Source organism: Enterococcus termitis, assembly GCF_001730305.1.
GTDB lineage: Bacteria > Bacillota > Bacilli > Lactobacillales > Enterococcaceae > Enterococcus_L > Enterococcus_L termitis.
The window spans coordinates 128,573-142,715 of sequence record NZ_MIJY01000002.1 but is presented as its reverse complement, the minus strand read 5'-3'; the positions used below and the strand labels follow the sequence as shown (position 1 = coordinate 142,715).

Here is a 14,143-nt window from a genome sequence, read left to right as displayed (position 1 = left end):
TCATTCCAACTGTCAAATCATTAGTTGTAACCTACTAACCTTCAGTAAGTCCTCACTTTTCGTGTTATACACTTATAGTGAAACGTGTCGCACCATCGATATCTGATAACTTCATAGCCATTAATGTTTTATCATCTGGAAGTGGTTGCCCAGTATTAGCATTTAGTAGAACAACATCAAATCGAATTCTGTTAAGATAGCTTGCCATATCTCCACTACCGCTACCACCAGTACTTCCCCCACCTTCAGAAGATCCTCCGGTATCTGTAGAACCTGCGTCAGCTGGTGCAACCCAACCTAAAGTGATCACACCGTTTTGACTTTTCGCACTCATGTAAACTTTTTCACCAGTCCTTGATGCATTTGATGTATCTGAATCACGATAAATAATCCCTAAATCTAAAGGAATTTGATTGCCGCTTTCTGTATCAGTTGCATGTCCAACTGCTTTGATTAACGCTTTACCATTCTTTGACAGTTCCACATAATTATCTGAATTTGTAAATCCGTCTGCTTTCAGCCAGAAACTTTGACCTGAAGGCATGTTAGAAATAGGAGTTCCTCCTACTAATTGCGTATTCGATCCCCAAAATGTTTCATTAACAATATATTGCGCATCTGTTTCTGCGACAATTGAATTTACTAAATCTTGAAAGGCTTGGCTCGACATATCCTTTGTTCCAGATTTAATGACTGGCACACCATCAAGCGAACCAATTTGAGTATTGCCAGAAGGTAGGCTCAACGCATAACTAGAAGTACCAGATTTCTCAACTGTAACACCATTTTTTATCTCTTTACTAGATTCTTCTGCATAAACAGGCGCTTCATTCGTAATAATCTCTGAAACAGATGAAACAATCCCACCACCTACTAATACAGCAAGTAAACTAGCATTAAATAATTTCTTTTTGATCTTTTCCCTATATTTTTCTTTAATATTCATAGTTTCCTCCTTGTTAGTAATAACAAATAGCTCTAACTTCTACATTTCATGGCGGACGCACACTATACTGATAGAATAAAACGTGCATTTTTATCCCTCCTTTCAATTGACAAACAAAAAAACACGTATTCAAGAATAATTGAATACGTGCTTAAAAAAATTTGTTATTCTTATTTATAAAAACCAGACCAATCAGAATTAGCCGCATCTTGTGCTGATTGATTTAGTTCATCTGTAGTAGCTGCTCCTGTCGATCCTCCACTGTTTCCAGCAGGTGTGCTTGGTGCCGGTGTAGCTGGCTGTGCTGGTTGAGCAGGTGAAGCCGCCTGTTGTGGTGGTGTTTGATACGTAGGTACTTCTGTAGCTGGTGCAGGTGTTTCTTCTACGTAATTATTGTTTGTAGCAGTGTTAGCTTCATTAGCTGCTGCCTCTTTGTCCTTTTTCGCCTTTTCATCAGAAACAGCTTTTTTCACTTTATCTAAACGAGCTTGGTGTCCCTTTTTATCTTCTTTCAAATAATCATCTGTTTCAGTATCAATTAAGGCTTGTGCAGACTTGATATCTTCATCAGACTTACTTTTTTCAGCTTTTGTAACTGCTGTATCAGTTGCTTTGATTCTTACTAGAAAAGACTGAAGCTTCGCAAAACGCTCTTTCGGTTTCTCCTGGTCTTTTTCTTTCAATTTGCCGATTGCTTCTTCAGCTGTTTTCAAATCCTCTTCTTTTCGTGTCTCGTAGGCTTTATCAATGGCAGCCTCCACGTCTTTTTTTAGCTGATCATATGCTGCTTTCTTTTCTTCTTTTTCCTTCAGCTGTTGGGCTTGTACTTGATTATTATGTAAAATAAATCCTCCAGTCCCCCCACCAACAAGTAATACTGCTGCTACGCCAATAATAATTGATTTTTTTGATAGTTTCATACTTTCACTCCTTAAAGATATGTTTCATATCACTAGTTATTTTTATCCTTCGATTTCCTTCTTCATATCGTTATACCAATCATTAAATACTTGCATAAATATTATATCGTCATTATTTTCATAGACAGGCTCATATTTATATTCCGTAGCAAGGTGGTTCGTAGCTACTTCAAAAATTATTTTTAGCTCTGTCGGAGTATCTCTATGATGTTCAGTACACAACTGCTTTAATTCTTCTAAATCTTGTGTGCCAATTTTTAAAACCTCAACTTTACGTTCACGGCTTGTATCAAATGGTTTATCAAATGATTTGAGTGCTGAATTTACTTCATGCATTTTTACTATTTTTCCATTGATTTCATAAAAGAGGTTGAAAGAAAAACTGTCACCTTCAATCGTTCCGTACATATAAATTTTGTCGGCTCTATTTTCTATATATTCCATTGCAATACTTACCATGTCTGCTTGTATATCCATAAATAAATCTTCAAAAGCCTTCGTCATCTACTCAACTCCCTAACCGTTTGTATTATTTAATTTTTTATAATAGTCCGCACCATCTATTGTATAAGATACTTCAAATGAAGTAGGACGTTTTGAAGTTCCTGTATAATTAATTTTTATATCTACAGACACTTTCTGACCATTTTCTAATGCCTTTTTCCACTGCATTTCAAGCCTATAAAAATCTTTTTTATTTATATCTTTCGCTTGAGAAATAAGATTATCTAGCTCTGGAGAACCACCAAACATATCCGCAAATAAATGTCCTGCGTGATCATCAGGGAGCTTTTCAGCCGTATTAGGATTGTGTGGCAACCGTCCTTCATGGCTTTTCCATTTCAACTCTTCTGCATTAGCATTTATAATTCGCCCTAAGTTATCAGTTTCATATAAATATTTATACTCTCCAGTCATGTAGACAACGTTTGGTTTTAATTTTCCGTCTACATAATGTGAACCATCTGAGATAATTTCAGCACTCTTCATTTCCCCAGTTTTTCCAGCAACTTTAAAATCACCTAAATCGCCTAATTTGTTAAATAATTCTAAGTCTTTTTGAGTCAATGAAACGCCGTCTAACAGTTTTTTGTTGAGTTTGATATTCTTAAACATCGCCAACAACTTAGCCCCTGATAGCCCTTCTAAAGCAGTCCAAAATCCAGCTTGCAGCCATTCCTCCAAGGAAATCTTTTTCCCTGTTACAGGATCAACGCCAACAAAGAAGCGTACGCCGTCATAGACTGGAGAAATTTCTCCCAGTAGGTTAATAAGATCAGTTATCCCTTGTTGCGCATGAAGCCACGTTAATTTTTCACTCATGCCTAAATCATATTTTCCGTTTTTATAGACGTTAAATGTGGTATACGTTCCACCAGGCGATTTCATAGTGACTTTAAAAATACGAGTCTCAGGTTGCTGGGCATTGAACTCTGACAGCTTGTTGAACCAGCTCATGTTCTTATAATTTCTTGGTGCATAACCAGATACAGGATTGAAATGTTTTTGTGTCCCTAATTGAGCGAGTGCCGTTTTGAGTTCTCCTATGGTTCCATGAATTCCTGAAAAATCATTTGCATGGCCCGATTCAAAATTTCGATAATCTTCAAGAAGCTTGATTTCTTTAACAAAATAATTGCTTGCTGAATCAAGGCTAGACAGTCGATTGGAGAGCGTATTCAGCTCATAATTACTTTCTCCAGCCATTTCAGATAATAAGTCACTACGGGCACGTTGAATACTTTGTAAACGGCTTTGTAAGTCTTCTAATTCATCTGTATTCAGTTGATTTCTCGGTGCACCTACTTCCGCTTGAAAAGCAGATAAGTATGCCGTCAACGTTTCCGCTAAGGTAGCGGTGCTATTCCAAATACCATCAGATACAACAGGATACGCTTGAAAATAATTCTTTGTAGTTCGCCATGAGGTACTATCTAATTCTGTACAATTGATCAACTCATTTGCACCCTCTTTGGCTGACTGAAGTCCGGAGTGAATTTGGCTAACAGCGTTATTCAAGTGACTCGAAAAGGTAGTTAATTCAGCATAATCAATCTTTGGCATAATCGTGTACCGCCTTTTTTTGAACTTGAATTTCTTCTTCCACTTCCGTAAGCTGAGTAGTTAACTTCTTTTCTGTCTGCTCAAACTCTTCTATGCATTCCTCCATAGCGGATCGACTATGGTTAGCAAATAGTTCTCGATCGTCTAATGCTTGTCCTGCATGAGTTGCAGCATTTGCTCCTTCACTTAAAGAAAGAATTCTATTCAACAATTCTTGTTCTTCTTGATTGATCCTTTGCCAATCAGAAAGATACGTGTTTAATTTTATTTTGTCTCTTTTATGAGTATCGATTTGTTCGTCTAATTGTCGATATTCTACATTCAACGTTTCTAATTCTTCCTGTGGTGGCAATTTATTCATGACCTGCCACCACCTCAGCGGATTTCTTATCGGCTTGCTTCAATGCAAGAGCTACTTGGATCACGTTGACACTATCTACTTTTGTGTTAGCTGAAAATTGTTGAACCAACGCTGTAAGATCCGATACACAACTTTCTAATTCAGAAACAGCAGAACTGGAGGAATAAGAAATTTTCGCCCGCATATCAATGCTTACATCATTTGCCGAAGCGATTTTCTTTGCGATTGCTTGTGCCTTGTCCATATCATTTTTTATCATAGCAACAACTCCTTTTGAAAATTCATTTTATAACTCATTAATTATTTTAATAGATTACTTTTCACTATTTATTGTTTAAGCGATCAGTTTTATGCATTCACTGAACTATTTTCAATTCTTTGATAAAGATTCTACCTTCTAGTATCAATTTGTGCATTAAATTTTTACCATGATCAGGATTATGAAAAGTACTGCCGTAAACGTTCAAAAGTTTAGTAACTCTCCGAAAAGTCTCTTCTTTTACTTCCCTGATCGTTTTATTACCATACTCCACTACATAAAAATATAATTTGATTTTACTAGAATATAAATTCAGCGAATCGAATAACGATTGAAAATAAGAATAATCTGCTTCTCCTAGAGAATGTCCAAAAAATTTTAATATATGTGTTTCCTTTCCAAACAACTCTTTTTCATCGTCCCTGTTTTCTAAGCTTAGAGTTCTATATGTTTTCGTAAACTCTATCGGTATACTTTTATTTTTTTGAAAATCCACACCAAAAATTATATTTCGCTTGTTTATACTGCCATGTACATTTTTCAATCTGTATAAGAAGTTTTCACCAGGTATTCCCGTATAATTAAAAGATAGAACTGAAGTTTCTCCAGTAGAAATTTCCGAATCATCCCATACAAGACTACTTAATGTTTTTTCTGAATTTGATGCAATATTAAATTTTGGATTTTTAACTTCTATTCTGTCGAATAAGAAAGAAGTAAAAGAATCTTCAAATTGATTCAGTTCTTTCAAAATCATGGGCAATAGATACTTTTCAGTGAATTCTTTAACAACTCTTTGATTAGAAGCAAACTTATAATCAAATTTCAATTCAGATTCAGGTCTACCATATTTAGCAAGTAACACTTTAGCCAAAGAGAACGCCACCAATTTCCACTTGTCATGTAACATTTTAGGTTGATCCTTAGGGAATACAGCGATCTTCCATTCGCGATAAATTTCTTCAGAAATTATGTATTCTTTAGTATCTAAAGAACACATAAATCGATATATATCCCCTCCTTTTTCAGAGAAAATAACAGATAAATAATCTGATAATATAGCCTCTATATCTTGCCAATACAAATCTTTTGGTGAACAAAAATTGTTTAAATCCATTTGCGGCAGGCTTAACCAATAGTTCATATCTAATTGCTCAATAAAAGAAAAAATGACATCAAAACAGTTAAGTTCAGCTAACGCCTCTTTTTCCTCTTCAAATAACATTTTTTTAACTTTCCTTCCAAAATCATTCTTATATTTACTGATAAAAAATTTATAGTAGCTTGAACCTATACCACAATATAAATCAAAACCATTCCCAATTACTATTAATTGTCTTACATTACTCATCTGTTTAAGCCCTCAATTCACTTTTTCTAAATTAACTTCTTTAACCGATACTTTTATAAGCACAAACACTTGCCTCTACTTATAAAAGTATTCACTCACTTCCTATACTGAGCTGTATATAGTGCTTGTTTCAAAGCTTCCTGAAAACTACCAAATATTATATTTATTTCACACATAATACTATCTGGTGTATTTTCTTCTAGAACAGTTTCTTTTGGAAGCCCTCCTGATGAATAAATTCTTGCTCTAAGATAACGTAAAATTTCTCCTTCAACTAAATCTGTTCTTCTTAGTTCTTTTTCTCTAATTATTGATACTCACCTCCAAGTTATTTCTTATAACACTAAGTATATAAATAATTTGCTGATTAAACAATATTTAATTCCTTTTAGTAAGTATAAATTATTTTTAATCTGTATACCTACTATTTTTAAAACTTCGAATGCTTATTTTTTATGCCTATTACATGGTTTCTTATATGCTTCCATACTATTAATATAAAGTTCTTAGAGTAATCATTTCGAAGAATCTATTTTTCTTTTGATTCTTTGCAAGGTACTTTTACTGAAACCAGTTAATTGAGAAACTTCTTTGTAGCTTTTACCTTCCATAAGTAAGTCATATGCATGGCGTTTCTGAGGAGTTATTCGGGCTGTCGGACGACCTTCTTTATATTCTGGATTCATACGTTTCGCAAACTCTTTCCCCTCCTGTGTCCGCTCAATGATCATATCTCTTTCCATTTCTGCTACACTTAGCAGCGTTCGAACAATCATTCTTCCCATTGGAGTGTTTTCAATCGTCCCTAAATTTAAAATTCGTATCGTCACTTGATTTTCTAGTAGTGGTTCGATCACTTCCAACGCTTCACGTGTATTTCTAGCAAATCGATCCAATTTGGTAACAACAATAAAATCTCCGGACTTAACCTGGCTTAATAATTGTTCAAAGGCTGGACGTTCGATTCGCTTTCCAGTGTATTTTTCTGCATATAAATCTTTTGAATCGACTCCAGCTTCTGCCAGCTGATATTTTTGTTCGCTCAAATCTTGTCCCCGTGTCGATACTCTGGCATAGCCAAAAATCGTCATTTTTTGTCCTCACTTCCTGACTATAGTTATTGACTACTCTTGACTTCTTTATTTTCAAGGCAGCCTTGCTATAGTCAATAACTCATAAGTTGTTGACTACTAGCTATGAGAATGTTGTGTATAATTCTTACGCAATTTATTGAGTTTCTAATTTTACATAATTCTATTTTGTTAATGGTACACTGTATCAAGTCTGTACAAAATCGTGTGTATAATTTTTACACACGATTTTTCCTCTTCTTTTGCTTACTGATCTAAAATAATAGTCGCAAGGTTTATAGCATCCGTAACCTCAAACTCTCTCTACCTATCGGGTCTATCCAACCTCGGATAAATGGAAATATAAAATTCTACCTCCAAGTGGTAAAGTGTATGCAGCATGCGCGTATTTTGGTGTGCGCCTTCCCTTTTCCCTTTAGTAGCTGCGCTGATAGAAAAAGGTGATATTCAGTTGTCAATCGATCAAGTAATTTATGTGCTTGCTATACATCAGCAAGCAAAAGAAGAGGAAGTTGTTCGTCAGTCATTTGTTTCTAGTTCACGTTTATACATATTGTATTCTCGTTCGGTTATTTCATTTCTTGAAATAAGGACTTCTAACTTAAGTTCTGGTGTATAACCATTTCTTGAAACAAGGTCATGTAATGCACGTGCTGCCTTTACTTTCCTTTTCCTCTTTTTAATTTTACTTTTAGTTCTTCCCATTCTTTTTCTCCTCTCCTGTTTTCTTGTTTTTTTGCTCTATATTCCTAAAATATCCTCTCCCGGTAGAATATAACGGTTCTCCTGGTTTTCTTCTTTCCGCAATTTTTACTCCATGACGATCGAAAACATACCTGATTTCAGGAAATACTCTATATAGCTCCTCGTGAATTGTTTCTCTCACTTTTACTGATTTTCCTTTTGTATTTTTCACTCTCTGGTAAGAAACTAAATAACCAACAATTCTCCCTTGCTCACCAGAAAATAACCGAAATTTTTTGCCATACTTCCTAACATCACGTTCTGTTACCTGTAATCCTTTGGTCATTGATTTTCTCTCCATGTTCTAAATGCTTCTTCAAGTTCTCCCATTGTTGAACCGATTTTTTCTGTCGCTTTATAGACTAACCAACGTTTCACTTCGTCTGAAGTCGTTTTAAAATCCATAAATGTTAATATTTCTAATTCATAATGAAGCTTCTCTTCTTCAGTTAATACTTCCTCTTTACTAAACTTGGGCATCGTTTCTTGTCGAATAACTTTTCTCTGCCCTTTGTTCTTAATTTTTTGATCATGTGCCTTTAATTGTTCAAATCCCTGTTCAGCAGTGACTATTTTTTTCTGCTCCCAATCCCTCAATACGGTCAAACTTGTTTTTCCACTATGCAAATAGTGTCTATTACGAATCAATAACACATAATAAATGATCAGATTAATTACTTGCTCCGGAAGAATAGTTTGCTGTTGCAGTTGGATTAAAAAATCTGCTTCTTCTTGATTCCATGAAATTCCTTTTTGTCGTTGGATTTCCTTCAACCATTCAATACAGGCTAATTCTTCACATCGTTGTAATGTATACATTTCTTCAGTTGTAAGTCCTAGTTCCTGTAAGCGTCGTCTTTTCTCCTGTAACTGTTGCTCAGTTGGTACAATAAATTTCTGTTCAATTAACCGTGTCATACTTTCAACCGTTTCAAATAAACATTGACACTCTTCACATTTATATTGTCGAATAAACTCATTTTTTGGCGTTCCATTCATCAGTTGAACAGAACAATTAGTAGATTGACAAACAATACACTTCATCATTTCACTCTCCTTATTTTTTATTTAATTTCTTGTGTATAAATCTTGCGCAATATTGATTCTATAGGGGTTCTCTCTCAAAAAATCAGTCATTTAGTTCAACAATTTCTGTTATACTACTCTTAAGTTGTAGTGCCTAGCTACAACTTAAAACTCCATAAAGAACGGAGGTGTTTCTCATGTTCGATTTGTTTATACAAGTAATCATACATATTGTTTTGATTGCTGGATTCCTTACAGGAATCTATGCACTAAAACTAGTGGTTACCGAGGATAGTCTGGCAGCTTCATTTTATGGCTGTATTATGACTATCGGTGGATTTATTTTTTATCCGCATCAATTTATTATCGCCGGCTTATTATTCATAATCTGGCATAATTTCAAGCGGAAAAAAACTATTTCTGCTTAATTGAAGAGAGCTTTAGCTCTCTTTTTTGTTAAATTGTCTGACTTTTTGAGAGAGTTCTCCCAACAGCATTGAAAGGAATCGAACCTTTCTTCAGACCACCTAATGCTAAAAAATGTTGTGTATAATTCTTACTCAAATTTCTATGATTCTGATTGAATCAATAATTGATAGAATAATAACCCTATACAAGCAGCACATACGACTGCCAAGATAACCAAAACAGGAAATGACAAACCACCTAAAAATAATATTTTTTCTAAAACTCTATTTAGATGGAGTTGCAGACTTGTAATAACATTATTAAACCAAACAAGGAAATCTATTAAATAAGTTAACATTGTACGCATTTTATTCACTCCTTCTCTTAATTCATGGACGGAGGGACACAGTCCCCCGCCACCCCCAATATCACTATTTCTTTTTCTCTATTTTTTTAACTGTTTATTTCGTTCAGCTATCGTTCGGCACAATCGTTAAAAATCATGTTCTGGTGGAAGGAAAGGGCGAGCTTGCTCGTGCATTTTACCCTTTCTTTCCTCCAGGTTATGATTTAGATTGTATTAGCCGAATGATTGCTGAACAAAAACGTTGACAAAGTACCTCGACTCATGTATTTCGGTAGCAGGAAGTTTGGCTGGGGTTTTAGGGGCAACGCCCCTATTTCTAATTGTGCGTAGCACACCTTTTTTTATAATTTGTGAGCTTGCTCACTCCTTTTTTCCCTCCGGCACGGTGGGCAGGGGATGCCCTACAAAGTTGCGAAAAAAAATTTTACAAGACGAGCTTGCAGGTTTAACTTCCGTTTTACTTCTCTCACCCTAACCCTTGAGAAAACCTCATTGAGGTAGCTTTGCGAATACTTTCTTGAAAGGATTTCTTGTTCGCCACTCAATCCTACAAAGCAAACAGAAGCACGCAGAGGGCTTCCACCGCCGACCTTTGGAGCTTGGTTGTCGTCACCTAATTGGCAAGGAATAGATCGCTTATCTTCTATCCTCGGTACATTTTGGCTTTTCCCGAAATGGCTGTACGAACCTGTCCACTTGATTCCTGCGACACTCATAATTATTTTTATGGCAACCGGCTGAGTTAGCAACTTGTCTCTTGCTACTTATTTTGTCTATTCTTTTCAACAAAACAGTAAGCAAAAAAGCCATAAGAATTTTCTTCTTACGACTTCTATTTCTATACGTGTTATTTAATCTTTTTTTCTAATTTAGGTCTATCTCATAAAATGAGAAAATTCTCATTTCACCGGCAAAAACCTTCCACTACGTCAATAAACTATGGTTTTCAAAGCAAATATGGTATGATAAGCTTGTCAGAAGAATTTATCCTACGGGGGGCTTATCATGTTATTAAAATCCGTTGTTATCAAAAAGAAAAATCTTACAACTGTCAATGAATCTTGTACTTTAGAAGAAGCTTTGACGATCCTTGAAGATTCAGGGTATCGTTGCGTGCCGATCCTAGATGAATCAGAGAAAATTTTCCGAGGAAATATCTATAAAATGCACATTTACCGCCACAAAGCGAATGGCGGAGACATGAGTTTACCAGTCACTTATTTATTGAAAAATGCAACAAAATTTATTTTTGTGAACACGTCATTTTTCAAAGTATTTTTCACGATCAAAGAATTGCCTTATATTGCTGTATTAGATGAAAACAATTATTTCTACGGCATTTTAACACACGGCACGTTATTAAATATCTTAGCACAATCTTGGAACATCCAACGCGGCAGCTATGTGTTAACCATTGCTACAACTGGAAGACAAGGTGATCTTGCTGCAATGACTAAAATCATTGCTAAACACAGTAGTATTGCCAGCTGTATTACTTTAGATATTGGTGAAGATGAATTTATCCGTCGTACGCTGATTACCTTACCAGCTGAGACAACAGAAGAAACATGTGCCTTAATCGTTGAAAATTTAGAACGTAAAAATCTAAAAGTTGTTGAGATTGAAGATTTACAAGCGAATGCAGAGTAATAAAAATAACGCCCGCAAAAAGTTAGCATTTTGGCTTAACTTTTGCGGGCGCTTTTTATTTAGAAATTCAACGATAATTATTGTTCCTCACCGATAATTCGGACTTCTGTTTCTAGTGTGACATCAAATTTTTCTTTGATGACTGCTTGAATGTGGGCAATCAGTTCTACATAATCAGTTGCAGTCGCATGGTCGATATTAACAATAAAACCTGCATGCTTTTCTGAAATTTGGGCTCCGCCCCATTTCAAGCCTTGCAACCCTGCATCTTGAATCAACTTGCCAGTGAAATGCCCTTCCGGACGTTTGAATACACTGCCACAAGAAGGATATTCCAGCGGTTGTTTTAATTCTCTAAGCTCTGTCAACTCATCCATCTTCGCTTTAATTGTTTCATGATCGCCTTTGGTCAAAGTAAATGTTGCTTCAAGAACGATACAGTGCTTATGCTGAATCATACTGTGACGGTAGGAAAAGTTCATTTCTTCATTTGAGAAGGTTTGAATCGTACCATCTTCCAGTAAAATATCTACAGATGAAAAAACATCTTTGATTTCTCCACCATATGCACCGGCATTCATATAGACAGCGCCACCCACACTTCCGGGAATTCCGCAAGCAAACTCAAAGCCAGCTAAATCATGATCCAGCGCTACATAAGTTGTATCGATCAGTTTTGCTCCTGCCTCAACTGTCAGTTTATTATTTGAAACAGAAATTTGTTTCATCTCTTCTAACATGATTACCATGCCGCGAATACCGCCGTCACGTACGATCAAGTTACTCGCATTCCCAAGTACAAGCCAAGGAAGATCATTCTTTTGGCAATAGGCAACCAATCGGCTGACTTCTTCTTTTGTTTTAGGAAAAGCCAGAACATCTACAGGTCCCCCTGTTTTAGTAAAGGTAAAATTCATCAATGGTTCGTCAAACAGCAACGTTATATCCTTTAGTTCAGTGATCATTTCATTTTTATTCATCGAAAGCCGTTCCTTTCTTTCAAACATCCTATTTATTCTAGCATGCCAAGGAAAAACTTTCTAGTCTGATTCTATAAAATATGTTGCTGATGCTGTTGGATCATTTTAGCGCATAATTCATGACTGGTGAAAATATCTTCCTGTCTCAATGATTTTGCTTCTCGCGTTTTTACTCCATCAATAAAGGTCGTAACCATTTGATGAAACCCACGTTTTTCTAGTGTTGGCGTCCAATCTCCAAATGTTTTTTGTTCAATTCCATTTTCACTCTTGATCGTTAGTTCCGTTAAATTTTCTAAAATATAGGTTCCTTCATCGCTCGTTAACTGATAGGTTTCTGTGTTCGCTCCCGCAAAAAGGTTCATCACAGCTATTGCTGTAGTTGTGTCTGTTTCAACTTGCAGCACCGCTCTTTTTAAAAAGCCGTTTTCTTCAATGACTTTGGTATGGACTTGCTTTATCCCATCATCCAATAAGTACACCACCGTATCAGCTAAATGTAAAAATAAATCATAAATGACAAAATCAGTTGATTCTTTGGCAGCGATGCGATTTTTTTGGACCAATAGCATATTTTTATGTTTTACTGCCTTCATTTCTTCGACTAATGGCGCAAAACGACGATTGAATCCAACCATTAATAATACGTTTTTTTCTGCTGCCAATGCTTGTATTTCTTGAATTTCTGCTAGATTTTCACTTAAAGGTTTATCCACAAACACATGGATCCCAGCTTCAAGCAGTTGTTTTACAACTTGGGCATGCGCTTTGGTGGCGACGTGAACAAAACAGGCGTCGATTCCTGCTTCAATCAATTCTTCTGTTGATGAGACCGCGTCAGTAAAACCATATTTTTCACTCACTGTATTGCGTGTTTGCTCATTTCTAGTCGATAGTATAAATGTTGCTTGGTCTCTTAGTTCGGCATAAACAGGTAAGTAAGCTTTTTGCGCAATATTTCCTAAACCGATAACCCCAATTTTCATGTTCGTCCCCTCAATCCTTCTTTGATAGGTCTATCATACTATATTTTTCTTCCGCAATACCACTTCTAGTTTTCAAAAAAGCAAGAAACCGACAAAAAGTTTTAGATCCTTATTATTGCTCTTGTCTGTGTTAAACTATTAGTATAGAACTATTATGTAACTTAACTCTAGGAAGGTGCTGTAAATATGAAATGTATTTCATGGAATGTCAACGGCCTACGAGCTGTTGTGAAAAAAAACTTTATGGAAGTATTTAATGAATTAGATGCAGATTTTTTCTGTCTACAGGAAACAAAATTACAAGAAGGACAGATTGATCTAGATTTACCAGGCTATTATCAATATTGGAATTATGCTGAAAAGAAAGGCTATTCTGGAACAGCTATCTTTGCCAAGCAAGAAGCAATGAGTGTTCGCTATGGGATGGGCCTTGAAGAGCATGATCAAGAAGGACGTTTGATCACATTAGAGTACCCAGAATTTTTTATGATCACTTGTTACACGCCTAATTCACAAAATGAACTGAGACGTTTAGATTACCGTATGACTTGGGAAGATGCGTTTCGTGAGTATTTATCTACATTGAGCAAGGAAAAACCCGTGATTTTATGTGGTGACTTAAATGTTGCTCACAAAAATATCGATTTAAAAAATTGGAAAACTAATCAAAAAAATGCTGGGTTTACGCCAGAGGAACGTCAAAAATTTACTGAGCTTTTAGACAGTGGGTTCATTGATACCTATCGTTACTTCAATCCAGACCAAGAGGGTGTCTATTCTTGGTGGAGTTATCGATTTAACGCTCGAAAAAATAATGCTGGTTGGAGAATTGATTATTTTGTTGTTTCAGATGGATTAAAAGAGCAATTAAATGATGCAAAGATCCATACAGAAATCACAGGAAGTGACCATTGTCCTGTTGAAGTGGATTTAACGTTCTCATAAATCCACTTTACCTAATTTTATTTCATTTCTGTTAATATTTTCCAA

At 35.6% G+C, this 14,143-nt stretch carries 17 protein-coding genes; 3 read left to right on the top strand and 14 right to left on the bottom strand.

All coding sequences use genetic code 11. From position 1 onward, the window contains the following. Window positions 1-64: 64 nt before the first annotated feature. The 11 genes from BCR25_RS03725 to BCR25_RS03675 form a co-directional block, all read right to left on the bottom strand. Window positions 65-946, bottom strand: a complete 882-nt coding sequence (locus BCR25_RS03725; RefSeq protein ID WP_069662273.1) for a hypothetical protein — start codon at window positions 944-946, stop codon at window positions 65-67. 170 nt (window positions 947-1,116) lie between these two features. Further along, a complete protein-coding gene (locus BCR25_RS03720) occupies window positions 1,117-1,866 on the bottom strand; it encodes a hypothetical protein (RefSeq protein ID WP_069662272.1) in 750 nt (249 codons plus the stop codon). Window positions 1,867-1,908: 42 nt separating this feature from the next. Further along, window positions 1,909-2,370, bottom strand: a complete 462-nt coding sequence (locus tag BCR25_RS03715) for a hypothetical protein (protein WP_069662271.1) — start codon at window positions 2,368-2,370, stop codon at window positions 1,909-1,911. Window positions 2,371-2,382: 12 nt separating this feature from the next. Then, a complete protein-coding gene (locus BCR25_RS19775; protein ID WP_083242577.1) occupies window positions 2,383-3,930 on the bottom strand; it encodes a DNA/RNA non-specific endonuclease in 1,548 nt (515 codons plus the stop codon). Beyond that, window positions 3,917-4,291, bottom strand: a complete 375-nt coding sequence (locus tag BCR25_RS03705; RefSeq protein WP_069662270.1) for a hypothetical protein — start codon at window positions 4,289-4,291, stop codon at window positions 3,917-3,919. The genes BCR25_RS19775 and BCR25_RS03705 overlap by 14 nt, the downstream gene beginning before the upstream one ends. Beyond that, on the bottom strand, window positions 4,284-4,550 hold the full coding sequence (locus BCR25_RS03700; protein WP_069662269.1) for a DUF3130 family protein: 267 nt from the start codon (window positions 4,548-4,550) through the stop codon (window positions 4,284-4,286). The genes BCR25_RS03705 and BCR25_RS03700 overlap by 8 nt, the downstream gene beginning before the upstream one ends. A 97-nt stretch (window positions 4,551-4,647) precedes the next feature. Beyond that, the gene (locus tag BCR25_RS19770) at window positions 4,648-5,901 is read right to left on the bottom strand and encodes an AbiH family protein (protein ID WP_071879552.1); all 1,254 of its coding nucleotides are present in this window, start codon (window positions 5,899-5,901) and stop codon (window positions 4,648-4,650) included. Between the two features lie 515 nt (window positions 5,902-6,416). Then, on the bottom strand, window positions 6,417-6,992 hold the full coding sequence (locus BCR25_RS03690) for a recombinase family protein (protein WP_069662268.1): 576 nt from the start codon (window positions 6,990-6,992) through the stop codon (window positions 6,417-6,419). 519 nt (window positions 6,993-7,511) lie between these two features. Continuing rightward, window positions 7,512-7,697: a hypothetical protein gene (locus BCR25_RS03685; RefSeq protein ID WP_069662267.1), complete on the bottom strand. Its 186-nt coding sequence runs from the start codon at window positions 7,695-7,697 to the stop codon at window positions 7,512-7,514. Next, the gene (locus BCR25_RS03680; protein ID WP_069662266.1) at window positions 7,684-8,022 is read right to left on the bottom strand and encodes a hypothetical protein; all 339 of its coding nucleotides are present in this window, start codon (window positions 8,020-8,022) and stop codon (window positions 7,684-7,686) included. Before BCR25_RS03680 ends, BCR25_RS03685 begins: the two co-directional genes overlap by 14 nt. Continuing rightward, window positions 8,019-8,780: a DnaD domain protein gene (locus tag BCR25_RS03675; RefSeq protein ID WP_069662265.1), complete on the bottom strand. Its 762-nt coding sequence runs from the start codon at window positions 8,778-8,780 to the stop codon at window positions 8,019-8,021. Before BCR25_RS03675 ends, BCR25_RS03680 begins: the two co-directional genes overlap by 4 nt. Window positions 8,781-8,959: 179 nt before the next feature. Between BCR25_RS03675 and BCR25_RS03670 the strand changes: the two genes are divergently transcribed. After that, window positions 8,960-9,190 (top strand): hypothetical protein, encoded by a 231-nt coding sequence (locus BCR25_RS03670; RefSeq protein ID WP_069662264.1) that lies wholly within the window; start codon window positions 8,960-8,962, stop codon window positions 9,188-9,190. Between the two features lie 140 nt (window positions 9,191-9,330). Here BCR25_RS03670 and BCR25_RS03665 read toward each other — a convergent pair whose 3' ends face one another. Beyond that, window positions 9,331-9,537, bottom strand: coding sequence for a hypothetical protein (locus BCR25_RS03665; protein WP_069662263.1), 207 nt, complete (start codon window positions 9,535-9,537; stop codon window positions 9,331-9,333). 1,005 nt (window positions 9,538-10,542) lie between these two features. On the opposite strand from BCR25_RS03665, the gene cbpA reads away from it, so the two are divergent. Continuing rightward, window positions 10,543-11,187 (top strand): cyclic di-AMP binding protein CbpA, encoded by a 645-nt coding sequence (cbpA, locus tag BCR25_RS03655; protein WP_069662261.1) that lies wholly within the window; start codon window positions 10,543-10,545, stop codon window positions 11,185-11,187. A gap of 77 nt (window positions 11,188-11,264) precedes the next feature. Here cbpA and murB read toward each other — a convergent pair whose 3' ends face one another. Both murB and BCR25_RS03645 read right to left on the bottom strand, forming a co-directional pair. Continuing rightward, window positions 11,265-12,167 (bottom strand): UDP-N-acetylmuramate dehydrogenase, encoded by a 903-nt coding sequence (murB, locus tag BCR25_RS03650; RefSeq protein WP_069662260.1) that lies wholly within the window; start codon window positions 12,165-12,167, stop codon window positions 11,265-11,267. A 71-nt stretch (window positions 12,168-12,238) separates the two neighbouring features. Further along, the gene (locus tag BCR25_RS03645; RefSeq protein ID WP_069662259.1) at window positions 12,239-13,153 is read right to left on the bottom strand and encodes a Gfo/Idh/MocA family protein; all 915 of its coding nucleotides are present in this window, start codon (window positions 13,151-13,153) and stop codon (window positions 12,239-12,241) included. A gap of 186 nt (window positions 13,154-13,339) precedes the next feature. Between BCR25_RS03645 and BCR25_RS03640 the strand changes: the two genes are divergently transcribed. After that, window positions 13,340-14,098, top strand: a complete 759-nt coding sequence (locus BCR25_RS03640) for an exodeoxyribonuclease III (protein ID WP_069662258.1) — start codon at window positions 13,340-13,342, stop codon at window positions 14,096-14,098. Window positions 14,099-14,143 lie beyond the last annotated feature (45 nt).

Excerpts from the sequence above, each read along its gene's own strand:
- BCR25_RS03725 (WP_069662273.1), bottom strand. The coding sequence starts at position 946 with ATGAATATTAAAGAAAAATATAGGGAAAAGATCAAAAAGAAATTATTT.
- BCR25_RS03720 (WP_069662272.1), bottom strand. The coding sequence starts at position 1,866 with ATGAAACTATCAAAAAAATCAATTATTATTGGCGTAGCAGCAGTATTA.
- BCR25_RS03715 (WP_069662271.1), bottom strand. The coding sequence starts at position 2,370 with ATGACGAAGGCTTTTGAAGATTTATTTATGGATATACAAGCAGACATG.
- BCR25_RS19775 (WP_083242577.1), bottom strand. The coding sequence starts at position 3,930 with ATGCCAAAGATTGATTATGCTGAATTAACTACCTTTTCGAGTCACTTG.
- BCR25_RS03705 (WP_069662270.1), bottom strand. The coding sequence starts at position 4,291 with ATGAATAAATTGCCACCACAGGAAGAATTAGAAACGTTGAATGTAGAA.
- BCR25_RS03700 (WP_069662269.1), bottom strand. The coding sequence starts at position 4,550 with ATGATAAAAAATGATATGGACAAGGCACAAGCAATCGCAAAGAAAATC.
- BCR25_RS19770 (WP_071879552.1), bottom strand. The coding sequence starts at position 5,901 with ATGAGTAATGTAAGACAATTAATAGTAATTGGGAATGGTTTTGATTTA.
- BCR25_RS03690 (WP_069662268.1), bottom strand. The coding sequence starts at position 6,992 with ATGACGATTTTTGGCTATGCCAGAGTATCGACACGGGGACAAGATTTG.
- BCR25_RS03685 (WP_069662267.1), bottom strand. The coding sequence starts at position 7,697 with ATGGGAAGAACTAAAAGTAAAATTAAAAAGAGGAAAAGGAAAGTAAAG.
- BCR25_RS03680 (WP_069662266.1), bottom strand. The coding sequence starts at position 8,022 with ATGACCAAAGGATTACAGGTAACAGAACGTGATGTTAGGAAGTATGGC.
- BCR25_RS03675 (WP_069662265.1), bottom strand. The coding sequence starts at position 8,780 with ATGAAGTGTATTGTTTGTCAATCTACTAATTGTTCTGTTCAACTGATG.
- BCR25_RS03670 (WP_069662264.1), top strand. The coding sequence starts at position 8,960 with ATGTTCGATTTGTTTATACAAGTAATCATACATATTGTTTTGATTGCT.
- BCR25_RS03665 (WP_069662263.1), bottom strand. The coding sequence starts at position 9,537 with ATGCGTACAATGTTAACTTATTTAATAGATTTCCTTGTTTGGTTTAAT.
- cbpA (WP_069662261.1), top strand. The coding sequence starts at position 10,543 with ATGTTATTAAAATCCGTTGTTATCAAAAAGAAAAATCTTACAACTGTC.
- murB (WP_069662260.1), bottom strand. The coding sequence starts at position 12,167 with ATGAATAAAAATGAAATGATCACTGAACTAAAGGATATAACGTTGCTG.
- BCR25_RS03645 (WP_069662259.1), bottom strand. The coding sequence starts at position 13,153 with ATGAAAATTGGGGTTATCGGTTTAGGAAATATTGCGCAAAAAGCTTAC.
- BCR25_RS03640 (WP_069662258.1), top strand. The coding sequence starts at position 13,340 with ATGAAATGTATTTCATGGAATGTCAACGGCCTACGAGCTGTTGTGAAA.